Genomic DNA, 12,464 nt, shown 5'->3' with positions numbered 1-12,464 from the left:
GGCCCGGCCGCGCTGATGGCCGCGATGACTCCCGTGAATGGGTCCTAAAGACTCCGCCCGGCCGATGCCCCGTCGCGAGCCGATACGCCCGCTCATGCCGAGGGTCGGGCGGCGAACTCAGGCCAGCGAGCGGCCCGAGACCCTGGCCTGCGCCTGGTTCAACTTGCGCTGGATGGAGCGCAGGATGAGAACGCCCTCGGTGTCCGAGAAGCCCCAAGTGTAGACGGCGTCGAGCCCAGAGCCGAACACGTCGCTTGCCCAGACGAACTCTGTAGCGACCAGCGCACGTGTCCAATCGAGACGTGTCAGACCCTTGTTGGTCCACACAGCCTCGGACATGCGTCGCGCTTGGAGGTAGAGGTCGGCAACGGACTCAAACCCCATGACCCTTGCAAGGTCGTCTGTGGGCGAGGCCGGGCCGCCCCAGTCCAGCAGGCCCCAGCGCAGCATGGAGCGCTCGTCGTCGCTCAGGTCCACCGTCAGCACGTCGTCCACAGCGGAACCCTACGAGCGAGGCCCCGGCGATGCGCCCGGTCATGCCGCGTGGAGGGCGCTCGGAGACACACGCTTCTACTGCGGGACGGGCTGCACTTCACATGCTGAGTTCTCTGCGTTGGGCGAAGCGCAAAGCGTCGGCGCTAGCCACTAGCGCGGATCGTTCCCGTCCGCAGTTCCCTCACCCGACGAGCGAAGGTCCTTGGGCGTGAGTAGCGGATCAGCCACCATGCCCCGCGAAACGGGTGGCGGTAGTAGAACCGTGGCTCTTTCAGTCGCCGGGACAACAACTCAACCTGTGCCGCAGGCCACAGCATGCCGTGGGCGTGACTGACCTCGCGAAACCGGCGCTCGACTTCAGCGTGACTCAGGTGCGTCGCGGCTGACTCCAGCTCGCGGATCGCGGCGTTGTACTCCTTCAGCGGGCCTTCGGGGTCTCGCGCGATGTCCTCGGCCACGCGAGCGTCGAGCTCTGCCATCTCCTCATCGAACGCAGCGCGCGCCCGATCCATCAGCGCCTGGACATCCTCGGTCACCTCCATCGGTCGCCAACCAGAGTCGCGAGCCTCACGACGTCGCGGCGTGCGCACTCGGCCAGGACGCAGCGAGAAGGGGCGGCGTCGTCGCAAGAACTGCCGCTGCGCCTCGATCAACGACACCCCGTTCGGGCCACCAACTTCCCAGGGCTGAGCCCCGTCGTCCTCCCACCAACAAACCGGGCACACCTCGTAGTCATACCGACTCGGCAACGTGCGATAGCCACAGCAAGGACACGAGTGCACCATCCGAGTCTGCCGCTACCTCACCACGCACAAAATCTGATCGGTGCCGGGCGACCGTGCCGCCGTACAAGCTCCGCCCGGTCATTCCGCGCTGTGGGCTCCGCCCGACCATGCCGCGCTGAGGGCACAGCGGGTCGGGCCACTGCACTGTGCGTGCGGGTTGCCCAGGGCACTCTGACTACATGGATCCACTCGAACCGAACAACCCAAGACTGGTCGCGAGCATCACAACGAGCCGGGCCGACGGAGAGACGGACGCGCGCTTCTGCGACGCCTCCGGTCCGGAGGTGTTCAACGATCCTCGCCTGATCGCGCAGTTGCGCATGCTTGTGGGTCGACGACTTTCGCAGTTCAGCATGGCCATGGGCGGTATCCGGCTGACGTTCTGGGGCGAAGATGCGGGCACCATTCCCCGTGAGGTCATGATTGAGCAGTCGTCTTTCGAGCTTGCGCAACCTGGCAGGCCCCTCGACACGTGTGTTTGGAACGACGACCTCGTCGCGACATCGTTGCTCCGCTCCCTGAACAAGGCCGTCACCCGCATCGACGTGACACATGGGCACCTCGCAGTGGCGTTCGAACATGGTCTGCAACTCCAGGTCGAGCCAGATCGGCACTACGAGTCCTGGCAGATCAGTTCCGAGGATGACCTGCTGATCGTTTGCGCTCCTGGCGGAGAACTGACCGTCTGGTACCCGACCGCTACCGGCAGCTGACCTATTGGGCGGTGCAGTGGACGTGCGCCTCGGGCCGGATAATAGTCCGGAAGGTGCGAGCGCGATCATGCCGCACTGAGGGCTCCGCCCGACCATGCCGCGCTGCGAGCGCTCGTGCCGACGGCCTGGCAATCCGTGGAACCCGTCGTGGCACAGGCGCGTCTCATGGTCGTGCGCCAGCCACTCCGCCTCCTCCTGGGGACCATCACGTGTCTCACGGCCCTCGTCGTCGCGGGCTGCGACGACGAGCTCGACTGCGCCTGCTCCTACCCGAGCCCAACGGAGCCGGGAACGCCAACAGGCTCCCCGACGGACTGACCCGCCCGACTTGCCGCAAGTGGGCGGTCTCGCCGTCGTGTGGGCAGCGGTTGCGTGGCACCCGGAGCCATTCCAGGGGCGAAGGTCGCATGAGCGTGTGCCCACTGACGTCCGTACCTGTCCTCGGCCCTCGCTGCCGGATGTCCCTCTCATCGAGGGACCGCGCACGCTCTGCGGCGCCAGGGGACGACCCGCTCGGATCCTGGAGTCCATTCCTCAGGCGAGGGCGGAATCCGGGATCCAGTTCCCGTGGAATCCCTGCGGTACCCGGGTCGGCAGGTGGATCGTGGCCACCGGTTGTCCGAAGTCGTGGGCGTCGATGATCACCAGGTCGCTGGCGCCGCGCGCGGCGTCGTACACGTAGCCCATGAGCCAACCGTCGTCCTCGCCAACCGCGCTGCCGGCCGGGACGAACACCATCTCGCTGGCGATGCGGCCAGAGCCCAGGTCCACCTCGACGGTGGTGCCGCCGAGGAGGTCGTGCTTGCGTACAGCTGTCCGAGGGTCATCGCCGAGGCCGCCCAGGTGGCGCACCGAGGACACGCCGATCGTGTAGCCGTAGCGGTGGCGGCGGCCAGTTAGTCGTTCGTCCCCGCGCGGGAACTCCGTGCCTCGATCGTCGATCGTCTCGGTGAGGACCTTGCGGGCCCGAGGGTCGATGGTCCAGCGCTCCAGACGGGGGCGATCGGACAGGGGCTCTGCGTCCTCGGCGAAGGCACGGTCGTGCACCACCAGGTCCATGATCACTCGGTCACCGTCGTCGAAGGCGTTGAGAGGGTGGTAGACGAAGCACGGCTCGACGTCGATCCACACGACGTCGGACGCGGTGCCGGCCCGGGGCAGGAGCCCGACCCGGGCCCCGTTGTCGGGGCGCCAGCGGAAGGGCAGGGCAACGCCCTGGAGGGCGAGCTCCAGGTCGAAGAGCACAGGCAGGTCGAAGAGCACGACCCGGGTGGCGGTCAGGCCCATGTCGTGGAGCATGACCGGAGCCGGGAGGTCGATGTCGACAGTGCTGACGAGCTCCCCGGAGGACCCGATCACGTGATAGCGCAACGCGGGGTTGTCGAAGCCGTAGCTCATCACGTGCAGCTCGCCGGTATTCGGGTCGACCTTGGGGTGAGCGTTGATGCCGGCAGGGAGAGGGCCACCGAAGTTGCGGGTGGCGACCGTGTCCAGGTCGCACGACAGCTCGTAAGGCAGCGACCCCTCGGTCACGGCCAGGATCCGGCCGGCGTGGGCGAACACGTTGGTGTTGCCCGAGCCGGGATACCACCCGCCGTCTTCATGAGGCACCGGGGCCTCATGGAAATGCGCACTGGCCTCGGGGCTGCGCACCCACCGGTTGCGGTACCAGCGTGGTCGGCCGCCGCGCAGGTCGACCCCGTGCACCATCCCGTCGCCCGCGAACCAGTGGTACGTGTCGGCCTGCGCTGCGAACGGGTTGGGCCCGGTGCGGATGTACCTGCCCTCCAGGCCCGGCGGCACCGCGCCCGTGACCTCGAGGTCCGTAGCGGTCAACTCGGTGGCTACCGGCGCAAAGTTGCCGTCGAGGTACGTCGCTGCAGTCATCGTCTGCTCCCTGGCATCGGGCCGCCGAACCGGCCCCACCAATAGACACCCCCACCCGCTGCGCGTCAATCCGCACCGTGCCGGACGCTCGGATCTGCCGAGCGTCGGGCGGACACTTCGAGAGTTGCGAGCATGGCCGCCAGCCCCTCGCGGAGGAGACGTTGACACCGGAGGAAACCCGTCGAGAGCTCGAGCCGAGATCCCTCGTCGCGGACGCTGGGCTCCGCGGCCAACGTCCCGAGGCTGCACTCACCTCGGCCGTCGTTCTCGTGCTGCCGCTCGATCGCTGCTCTCGCCCACGCCTCGAGCGCCTCGAAGCTGTCGAGAGCACCGATCTGGGGCAACCACCGATCTCGCCCACAGCGTCGGCTTGGCGGGCGATGAGGTCGGTGGCAGCGATGACGATGCGATCCCGCGTGGCCTGACCCTTGCGCGTCAGGAGGCGCTGCCCAGCACGTCTCGGGCCGCCCGCCACGTCACCCTCCGGCATACCCGACAACCTGCCGTTCTTGGGTCGGACAACCCACAACGTGCACAGATTGGGTTGTCCACACCACATCGCCCTCAACACCCGAGCTCCGTTCCTGCTGGTCGGCGCCCTGGCCCCCGGCATGGCGCTGCGCGGCCGCGGATCGATCGTCAACATCACCTCGACGGCGGCCACCTCTCCAGCCCCCATCGGGGCGGCCTACGGCGCGTCCAAGGCAGCAGTCGAGCTACTCATCAAGTCCTGGGCCACCTGGCGTTACAACCCGCGGCCCCGGACACCCCGGACGTCCTCGTCAGGTCCCGCCCGCCACCGAGGGGGTCAGCTGCCGTGCCTGCTTGCGGAACTGTGCCGGCGATGAGCCGACCACGCGGCGGAACGCGGTGCTGAACGCACTCTCGGACTGGTACCCCGTGGCTCGTGCGAGCTCGGAGATGGACAGGGTGTCGCGGGCAAGGGCGTCGCGAGCGAGGCTCATGCGCCACTCGATCAGGTACTCGAGCGGCGGGACCCCGACGTGGCTCTTGAACGCCTGGGCGAACGCAGAACGTGACATGTGGCTGATGTCGGCGAGTTCTTGAAGGGTCCAGGAGTTCGCCACGTCAGCGTGCACGGCACGAAGGGCGGCACCGATTCCGTCCTCGTTCAAGGCACCTAGCCAGCCGGTGGGCCGATCGGTCTGACCAGCGTGGGCACGCAGCATGTGCACGAGCAGGATCTGTGCGAGGTGGTTCTGGACCAGCGGACCGCCAGGGGCGGTGATCCCGACCTCGGCGGCCAGGAGCTCGATGAGCTGCGCGAGCTGGCGGCCATGGGGATCGGTCACTCGGACGATGACGAGCGGCGGCAGGAGATCGGTGAGGAGCGCCGCATTGGTCTCGTCGAAGCCGATGTGCCCGATGCACATGTAGAGGTCGTCGTCGGAGTCTGGGCCGATCCGGACGAACCCGTCCTCGGCACCCGCCCAGGCCGGTGCCGCAGGGTGCGGGCTCGCGTCGAGCGAGCCGGCCAGAACGTAGGGCGGGGGGTTGCCCAGCATGAAGGTGTCCCCCTCCTGCAGGAGCACCGGCTCGTGGCCATCGAGTGTCAACCAGCACGTGCCGCGTACGACGCCACCGACCCGCACGTGCAGGAACGACTCGAAGCGCAGGGCCCACTCGCCCGCGGCCTGGAGGTTGGGCCCGATCACCGTGTGGGGCCGGAGCAGGCCGATCGCATCAGCGACCGGGTCCCGGAATCCGAGCACGACGCGACCCCCTGGACGATATGTAAAGAATTGTGGACTGTACGCCATGGATCATACGGCATCCCGCCTGCAGGATCGGTTCAGCGCATCGATACCGATGTGCTCAACCGATACAGAGAGTGACGGAGATCCGCATGGGACACCTGGATGGCAAGACGTCGGTCGTGACCGGTGGAAGCAGTGGGATCGGTCTGGCCTCCGCCGTGAGACTGGCGGACGAGGGTTCGTACGTGTTCATCACCGGCCGGCGCGAGGCCGAGCTGGAGGCCGCAGTCAGGACGATCGGAACGAACCGGGCCACCGCCGTGGTCGGCGACATCTCGAAGGCCGAGGACCTGGACCGGCTCTACGACGCGGTCCGGGCGCGGGGCAAGGGTCTGGACGTCGTCGTCGCGAACGCGGCGGTCGGTGCGTTCGTCACGCTCGAGGAGACGACCGAGGAGCACTTCGACCACACCTTCGCCGTCAACGTCCGAGGCACCATGCTGACGGTGCAGAAGGCGCTCCCGCTGTTGCACGACGGCGCCTCGATCGTCCTGGTCGGTTCGACGGCCGGCGACCGTGGGATGGACGCGTTCGGTGCCTACGCTGCGTCGAAGGCGGCCGTCCGGTCCTTCGCGCGGACCTGGTCCAGCGAGCTCAAGGGTCGAGGCATCCGAGTCAACGTGGTCTCGCCGGCGTGGATCGAGACGCCCGGGGGCACCGCCGCGTTCGGCGACGAGGAGTCCGCGAGGGCCATCAAGGAGCATGTCGCCGCGACAGTGGCCAAGGGCCGCATGGGTCGGCCCGACGAGGCGGCCGCGATCGTGGCCTTCCTGGCTTCGGAGGAGAGCAGCTACGTGGTCGGCGCGAACCTGTACGTCGACGGAGGCACGAACCAGATCTGATCGGGTGTCGCACAGCGGCAGCTGACCATCTCGGATGCGGGGCCGACGCGATGGTCAGGATCTCTCCCGGCTTGCAACCACCAGGATCCTCGCCTCGACACACGCAGGTGCACCGCCCTGGCTTCCGTGGCGGCTCGGCTGCTGGATCCCGACCAGGGGTTGGTCGGCCCTGGTGGCAGCGTGGTGCGCCGCCCCGAACTCTGCTGGTGGGACGTCGCGGACGCCGCCATTATGCGTCCGACGAACCACCGCCACCGAGCACTGCCGCTCACACAACCAAACCGGCCCGCGGAGCATCCGACCCTCCGACAAGCACCCCGGCCGGGAACGCCGCCGCATGGCATCCCGAACCGGGCCCACCCCTCACCGGACGACGAGGCACGGTTCGGGACGCGCCGACGGGTGGTTGCACTACAAGCACAGCAACGGCGTGAGCCGCGTCCGTGACTGCCACTAGATGGCCGTGGTCCACAGCGGTCCTCAGTGCGCTCGGACATGATGTGCCTCATCCAGGAGTGCTAGGAGCGGATGTGTCGGACCAGTTGCCGAAGCCATGGCGAGCCCGGGGGCCCCTCTGGCTGGGGTGGGCGCTCGTGGGATCAGGCGCGGTCCTGTTCGCGATCGGCCGCGCCGCCGATCTCGGCGCGCTCAACGTCGTCGCCGCCGTGATCGCGGCCGCGGGCGCGACCCAGGCCGGCGCGTCCTGGAGCTACCAGAAGGCCACCGAGTAGCGCACGTCCCCTGCCGCTGCGAGCGCGCTGCCGTGCCGAGCGTCGGGCTTGCTACCGCGCGTCGGGAACAGTCCAGTCCGGCGCGGGGTCGGCCTCGAACCGGACAGCGTCGACCTCGGTGCGACCATCGAGCCACGCTCGGGCGATCCGATGACCACCATCCATCAGACCGCCCTCGGCGTTGAGGATCACCGGGTGGCTCAGGTCTGCCGCCTCGATGCGACGTGCGTGCTCCGCCACCTCACGACAGGTGGGAGTGGTGTCACCGAACCAACAGTTCTGGTCGAACTCAGCGATACGGGCGATGGGAACCGACACCACGGGCAAGTCCTCGGCCGCAGCCCACAGGCTCGCGGTCCACCAGAACTCGCGCACTCCAGCGACCACGCGCGAGTGGGTTTCCCGCTGCTCCGTCATGGGGCCAGTCTCGCGCACGGCTGGTGCCCAGCCGTGCGGCGTCGAGCGCTGTCGTGCAGGACCGAGCGTTGGTCACGACGTCGTCAGTCACGGGAAGAGTCGCGGCGGAGCGCCCGAGACGCCAGCTCGACCAGTACGGCCACGATGCCGGTCATCGCGATGGCAGCGGCGCCGAAGATCAGGGCACCGCCCAGCGCGGCGATGACCCGCAGCTCGGTGAACAGCAGGCCGTACAGGAATCCCGCAGCGACGCTGAGACAGATGAAGGCGGCCGCCACACGTTCCATGCCGCGCAACCTACCTACCACCGTCATCGAGATCGGGGCGATCGCCAGCGGGACGTCGGCATGGCCGGGCCGCGCAACGGGCCAGGATGCAGGCACCGGGCACGGCGTCGCAGTACGTCGCGCGACACGGTCCGCTGCCAGCCCGACGACCAGGACCCACGTCTGTCTGTCTGCGCGCGCCGGTGAGCCGGCTCGGTCGTGTCACCATGACGACGTGACCGACGTCGTGGGTGGGACGTGGCGCGCGGTGCGACGGGCGGCGACAGCTGCCGTCGTCGCGTGGGCGTCCTGCCTGGTGCTGACCGGTGGCGCCGCCACCGCCGCCACTGCCGACCCGGGCACACCGCTGCCGGCCGGTCCGGTCCGTGCTGCTGACCGCGACTACCCCGAGTTCCCGAAGGCGTGCGTCAAGCAGGGCCCCTCGAAGATCTGCCGGGTCACCCGGTTCGAGCGTCGCCCGTGGCTGGTGCTCTGGGGCGACTCGCACGCGCTGCAGTACCTGACTCCGCTGACGGCGTCCTCGAACAAGCGTCGGGTCAACCTCGTGGTGATCTACTCCGGTGGCTGCCCCCTGAGCCTGCCGTTCCCGGCCGCGAGCGGCGAACCCCGCCTGACCTGCGACCGTCACAACGCACGCGCGCTCACCTACGTGCGCGATCTCGCCGAGTCCGGTCGCAGGCTGCGGGTGCTGCTGGGCGGCTACTGGCACTACTACCGAGCGGCACATGCCGCGCTCCGGGTCGAGTGGGCGACCGGCGTCGACTCCGGCATGACCGACTACGAGCGGCACGTCGCCCGTCTCGCGGTCGAGCGGTCCTACGCCATGTTCCGGGCCATCGGCCGGGCCCGCATCCCGGCCGACGTGCTGGCACAGTCCGGCGCGGTGCCACCGCAGGCCCCGCACTGCGAGGCCGGCGAAGCCCCGTACGTCTGTGACCTCGACCGCGCGCGCGTCCTGCCCCGTGCCGGCGACAACCGCCGATGGCTGGCTCGACTCTCGACGGGGTTGCACGGAATGCCCCAGGTGATCGACACCTCGTCGGCCTACTGCTCGGCCCGGACCTGCTACGGCCGCGTCGGCGGCGTCAACACGTTCTTCGACCACAAGCACCTGGGAGAAGACCTGACCCGGACGATGCGACCCCTGTTCGTGCCCACGTTCCGTGCACTGTCGACGCGTCGGTAGAGGACCAGGCCGCGTCACTCAGGGTCGGCGACGGCGGAGCCGGTGCCGGACACCCGCGCACTGTCGGGGGTGCCGGGGAACGTGAGCGGCAGCTCGGCCGGCGCGGTCAGCCGCACCTCGACCCGGCCCCCGCTGACGGTGACCGCCACCGCCAGGCCGGGGTGGGCGGCGTACGCACCGACGCCGCGCAGGTACGCCGTCACCGCCGCGCGGGTGGCCGACGGCGTGAGCCGCAGCGGCTGATCGGTGACGCCGCGGTCGTAGACCTCGCGGCCCTCCCCGCCCCGGTCGGCGCCCTGCAGCGCAGCTCCCTCGGCGAGCGTCGCGAGGTCCTGGCGCTTGAGGTAGGCCGCGCTGGCGTCGACGACCACCGCGATCGTCATCAGCAGCACCAGCGCGAACCCGACGACCAGCGGCGTCACCGAGCCGCGCTCAGGGCCGCGCTCAGTCGGCCGCGCCACCGGTGATCTCCTGGTACTGCCCGATCGGCACCGTGTGCGCCGCGTCGAGAGCGAACGACGGCGTGCCGCCGCCGAGCACGTCGGGCACCAGCGGCAGGTCGACCCGGGTCTCGACCCTCACGGTGATGACCGAGGTCCCGCTGTGGCACTGCCCGGGGTACGGCGTGCAGGTCACCGACACCTCGACCGGGACCCCCTCGACGCCCTGGTCGGCGAGCGCCTGCCGAGCAGCGGCGACCGCGGCTCGCTGACCCGCGGCGTCGGTGGGTGCGAGCGCGAACGCCCGGGCCGCTGACCGGGCTGCGCTCGTGGACGCGAACGCCCCGCGCTGGACCTCGAAGACAGACACCACGAGGTAGACCAGCGGGACCAGCAGGAGGATCCCGAGCCACACCATCTCCACGATCGCGCTGCCCCGCTCGTCACGGGCTCGGAGCAGCGCTCGCCGCCTCACGGCGGCTCCTGCACGGCGTGGCCCTCGACCTCCACCTCGACCGCGGGCCCACCCAGCCCCAGCGCCGGCACCTTTGCCCGCACCACGACCTCGATGGTCGGCACCCCACCGACCACCACCCGCCGGACCGTGACCTCGTCGGCGAACTCACCGGCCACCGCACCGTCGACCTGCCGACGGGTGTGCGCCGCGCCGTCGGCCGGTCCGCGGCCCTGCACCGCGGCGTACCGCGCGCCCTCGGCGGCAGCCGAGGCCAACGTGTTGCGCACGTGCAGCACCAGCGCGAGCTGGAGGATGCCCAGGACCAGCGGGACGAGCACGGCCAGCACGAGCACGAAGTCGACGACGGCCGACCCGCGCTCGTCGCGAGCCGCCATCGTCACTTCACGCTGTTGAGGGCGTTGGTGAGCATCGAGGACAGCTGCGGCTTGGCGACCAGCGTCAGCACCCCGACGATGCCGGCACTCATCACCGTGATCATCACCCAGCCCGGCACGTCGCCCCGCTCGCGCTCCCGTGGCGGCACCAGGAGCGGCAGCAGCAGTGCGACGTAGGCCCGGACGAGCAGTGCCTGGATCTTCCCCATGATGGGTTCCTCTCCCGAGATGGATGTGGGGTCAAGCAGTGAGCGAGAGGCCGATGAAGCCCGGCCAGAAGGCGAACAGGATGGTCACCGGCAGCACCAGGAAGACGACGGGCACCATCATCAGGACCTCGCGCCGGGCGGCGACCTCGATCAGCTCGCGGCGGCCGGCCTCGCGGACGTCGCCGGCCTGGGCGTGCAGGACGTCGGCGAGCGGCGTGCCGCGCTCGACCGCGATCGCGACGCCCTGGGCGAACCGGGAGACCAGTGGCAGCCCGGTGGTGGCGGCCATCCGGTCGAACGCCGCGCCGACCGGCTCGCCGGTGCGGATCGCGGCCAGCACCCGGCCCAGGTCGCGCGACAGCTCGCCCCCGCTGCGCTCGACGACCCGGCCCAGCGCCGCCACGGGCCCCTCGCCCGCCGCCACCGACAACGCCAGCAGCTCGGCCACGGTGGGGAACTCGGCGAGGATGCGTCGTTCGCGCGCCTTGACCTGGCTGGTCAGGTAGCTGTCGCGGGCCAGCACGCCGGCGGCGAACGCGACGGCGGAGACCAGGAGCGCCGCGACCGGCGAGGTGGGTCCGCGCAACGCCTGCAGGACGCCGTACGCCGCCGCGACGGCGAACCCGACCAGCCCCCACGTCACCTGCTCGATGCGCAGCTCGTGGACGGACTTGTCGATCCCGGCCCGCTCGAGCCGTCGCTCGACGGAGCGCGCGCCGCCGAGCACCCGCTCGACCGCGTCGGCGGCCGAGCGCACCGACGGGCCGAACACCCCGGCGACGGCCGACCGCGGCCCCTTCTCGCCGGGCAGCTCACGCAGGGTCCTCAGACCGCCGGGTCCGCCGGGTCCGCCGGGGCTGACGTCGCGCACGTAGGGCAGGACCCGCAGCGCCAGGGACGGTCGGCGGATCACCAGGACCCGCCGGCCGGCGAGCACCAGCCCGAGCCCCGCCGTACCGCCGAGCAGCGCACCCCAGGTCCCCGGCGTCACGACAGGATCCGTCGCTCGAGGGGCAGCCGCCCGATCCGCATCATCACCCGGTAGGCGAGCACGCACAGCCCGGCGCCGACGGCGAGGACGACGGCACCAGTCGCCGAGCGGTAGCGCTGGATCACGTCGGACTGCAGCGACATCAGCAGCAGCACGAGCCACGGCGCCGCGACCGCGAGCCGGGCGCCGTTGACGGCCCACGCCTGGCGGGACTCCAGCTCGGAGCGGGTGCGCAGGTCGTCGCGCAGGTAGCCCGACAGGTTACGCAGCAGCCGCCCGAGCTCGCCGCCGCCGACCTCGCGGGCGATCCGGAGTCCCTCCACGACGCGGTCGCCGACGGGGTCGGCCAGTCGGGCCTTGAGCCGGTCGAGGCTCTCGCCGAACCGCCCGGTCACCTGGTAGTCGAGGGCGAAGGCGTCGAACGCCGGACGCAGCGGCTCGGGCCCGCGGGTGGCCAGCCCGGCGAGCGCGTCGGGCAGGGACAGCCCGGCGCGCACGGCCGAGGCGAGGTTGTCGATGGCCTCCGGCCACACCTCCGCGAGCTCGCGCAGCCGGCGCCGCGCCCGTCCGGACACCACGGCCAGCGGGAGGTAGCCGCCGATGGCCCCGAACGCCACCGCCACCGGCGGGGTGCTCGTGACCGCCTGCACGACGAGCGCGACCACGACGGCGCAGACCAGGCAGAGCACCGCGAGACCGGCGACCGACACGTCGGGCAGGCCGGCGCTGTCGAGCAGCCGGCGCACCCGCCCGGGCGCGCGACCGGCACGCGCCGGCGTCCGCGGCATGGTGAACGCCGACCAGATCAGGAGCAGTCCGACCCCGACCCCGAGCCCGACCAACGCCCCCAC

General features: G+C 70.5%; 17 protein-coding genes and 1 pseudogene. 5 read left to right on the top strand and 13 right to left on the bottom strand.

All coding sequences use genetic code 11. From position 1 onward, the window contains the following. Positions 1-117: 117 nt before the first annotated feature. From AC4MBH_RS09825 to AC4MBH_RS09815, 3 genes and pseudogenes are all read right to left on the bottom strand, one after another. Entirely contained in the window at positions 118-495 is a 378-nt protein-coding gene (locus AC4MBH_RS09825) for a hypothetical protein (protein WP_491794669.1), read from the bottom strand. A gap of 143 nt (positions 496-638) precedes the next feature. Then, the gene (locus AC4MBH_RS09820; RefSeq protein WP_491794884.1) at positions 639-1,037 is read right to left on the bottom strand and encodes a hypothetical protein; all 399 of its coding nucleotides are present in this window, start codon (positions 1,035-1,037) and stop codon (positions 639-641) included. 96 nt (positions 1,038-1,133) lie between these two features. Beyond that, positions 1,134-1,280 (bottom strand): annotated as a pseudogene (locus AC4MBH_RS09815) (CPCC family cysteine-rich protein); the annotation flags it as partial. Between the two features lie 179 nt (positions 1,281-1,459). On the opposite strand from AC4MBH_RS09815, the gene AC4MBH_RS09810 reads away from it, so the two are divergent. After that, positions 1,460-1,993 carry a DUF6188 family protein gene (locus AC4MBH_RS09810; protein ID WP_491794668.1) on the top strand — a complete coding sequence of 178 codons (534 nt, stop codon included), beginning with the start codon at positions 1,460-1,462 and terminating at the stop codon, positions 1,991-1,993. Between the two features lie 534 nt (positions 1,994-2,527). Here the strand turns inward: AC4MBH_RS09810 and AC4MBH_RS09805 are convergent. Continuing rightward, the gene (locus AC4MBH_RS09805) at positions 2,528-3,880 is read right to left on the bottom strand and encodes a carotenoid oxygenase family protein (RefSeq protein WP_491794667.1); all 1,353 of its coding nucleotides are present in this window, start codon (positions 3,878-3,880) and stop codon (positions 2,528-2,530) included. 428 nt (positions 3,881-4,308) lie between these two features. Here AC4MBH_RS09805 and AC4MBH_RS09800 point away from each other — a divergent pair, with 428 nt between their 5' ends. Next, on the top strand, positions 4,309-4,728 hold the full coding sequence (locus tag AC4MBH_RS09800) for an SDR family NAD(P)-dependent oxidoreductase (RefSeq protein WP_491794666.1): 420 nt from the start codon (positions 4,309-4,311) through the stop codon (positions 4,726-4,728). Here AC4MBH_RS09800 and AC4MBH_RS09795 read toward each other — a convergent pair. Continuing rightward, a complete protein-coding gene (locus AC4MBH_RS09795; RefSeq protein ID WP_491794665.1) occupies positions 4,663-5,613 on the bottom strand; it encodes an AraC family transcriptional regulator in 951 nt (316 codons plus the stop codon). The two genes, AC4MBH_RS09800 and AC4MBH_RS09795, sit on opposite strands and share 66 nt — an antisense overlap. Positions 5,614-5,747: 134 nt before the next feature. Here AC4MBH_RS09795 and AC4MBH_RS09790 point away from each other — a divergent pair, with 134 nt between their 5' ends. Both AC4MBH_RS09790 and AC4MBH_RS09785 read left to right on the top strand, forming a co-directional pair. Beyond that, positions 5,748-6,500 carry an SDR family NAD(P)-dependent oxidoreductase gene (locus tag AC4MBH_RS09790; RefSeq protein ID WP_491794882.1) on the top strand — a complete coding sequence of 251 codons (753 nt, stop codon included), beginning with the start codon at positions 5,748-5,750 and terminating at the stop codon, positions 6,498-6,500. A gap of 593 nt (positions 6,501-7,093) precedes the next feature. Continuing rightward, positions 7,094-7,231: a hypothetical protein gene (locus AC4MBH_RS09785; protein WP_491794664.1), complete on the top strand. Its 138-nt coding sequence runs from the start codon at positions 7,094-7,096 to the stop codon at positions 7,229-7,231. A 51-nt stretch (positions 7,232-7,282) separates the two neighbouring features. Here the strand turns inward: AC4MBH_RS09785 and AC4MBH_RS09780 are convergent, their stop codons facing one another. After that, a complete protein-coding gene (locus AC4MBH_RS09780) occupies positions 7,283-7,648 on the bottom strand; it encodes a hypothetical protein (RefSeq protein WP_491794663.1) in 366 nt (121 codons plus the stop codon). An 83-nt stretch (positions 7,649-7,731) separates the two neighbouring features. Further along, a complete protein-coding gene (locus tag AC4MBH_RS09775) occupies positions 7,732-7,935 on the bottom strand; it encodes a hypothetical protein (RefSeq protein WP_491794662.1) in 204 nt (67 codons plus the stop codon). A 214-nt stretch (positions 7,936-8,149) separates the two neighbouring features. Here AC4MBH_RS09775 and AC4MBH_RS09770 point away from each other — a divergent pair, with 214 nt between their 5' ends. Then, entirely contained in the window at positions 8,150-9,121 is a 972-nt protein-coding gene (locus tag AC4MBH_RS09770; RefSeq protein WP_491794661.1) for an SGNH hydrolase domain-containing protein, read from the top strand. A 14-nt stretch (positions 9,122-9,135) separates the two neighbouring features. Here AC4MBH_RS09770 and AC4MBH_RS09765 read toward each other — a convergent pair whose 3' ends face one another. Genes AC4MBH_RS09765 through AC4MBH_RS09740 form a run of 6 tightly spaced genes read right to left on the bottom strand, consistent with a single transcriptional unit; the run spans position 9,136 to position 12,464 of the window. Next, a complete protein-coding gene (locus tag AC4MBH_RS09765) occupies positions 9,136-9,582 on the bottom strand; it encodes a pilus assembly protein TadG-related protein (RefSeq protein WP_491794660.1) in 447 nt (148 codons plus the stop codon). Beyond that, positions 9,566-10,036, bottom strand: a complete 471-nt coding sequence (locus tag AC4MBH_RS09760) for a hypothetical protein (RefSeq protein WP_491794659.1) — start codon at positions 10,034-10,036, stop codon at positions 9,566-9,568. The genes AC4MBH_RS09765 and AC4MBH_RS09760 overlap by 17 nt, the downstream gene beginning before the upstream one ends. After that, positions 10,033-10,413, bottom strand: a complete 381-nt coding sequence (locus AC4MBH_RS09755) for a TadE/TadG family type IV pilus assembly protein (protein ID WP_491794658.1) — start codon at positions 10,411-10,413, stop codon at positions 10,033-10,035. Before AC4MBH_RS09755 ends, AC4MBH_RS09760 begins: the two co-directional genes overlap by 4 nt. A 2-nt stretch (positions 10,414-10,415) precedes the next feature. Then, positions 10,416-10,622: a hypothetical protein gene (locus tag AC4MBH_RS09750; RefSeq protein WP_491794657.1), complete on the bottom strand. Its 207-nt coding sequence runs from the start codon at positions 10,620-10,622 to the stop codon at positions 10,416-10,418. Positions 10,623-10,653: 31 nt separating this feature from the next. Further along, positions 10,654-11,613 carry a type II secretion system F family protein gene (locus AC4MBH_RS09745; RefSeq protein ID WP_491794656.1) on the bottom strand — a complete coding sequence of 320 codons (960 nt, stop codon included), beginning with the start codon at positions 11,611-11,613 and terminating at the stop codon, positions 10,654-10,656. Further along, the gene (locus AC4MBH_RS09740) at positions 11,610-12,464 is read right to left on the bottom strand and encodes a type II secretion system F family protein (RefSeq protein WP_491794655.1); all 855 of its coding nucleotides are present in this window, start codon (positions 12,462-12,464) and stop codon (positions 11,610-11,612) included. Before AC4MBH_RS09740 ends, AC4MBH_RS09745 begins: the two co-directional genes overlap by 4 nt.

This window comes from Nocardioides sp. WJ219 (assembly GCF_058559815.1).
This window is presented reverse-complemented; position numbering and strand designations above follow the sequence as displayed.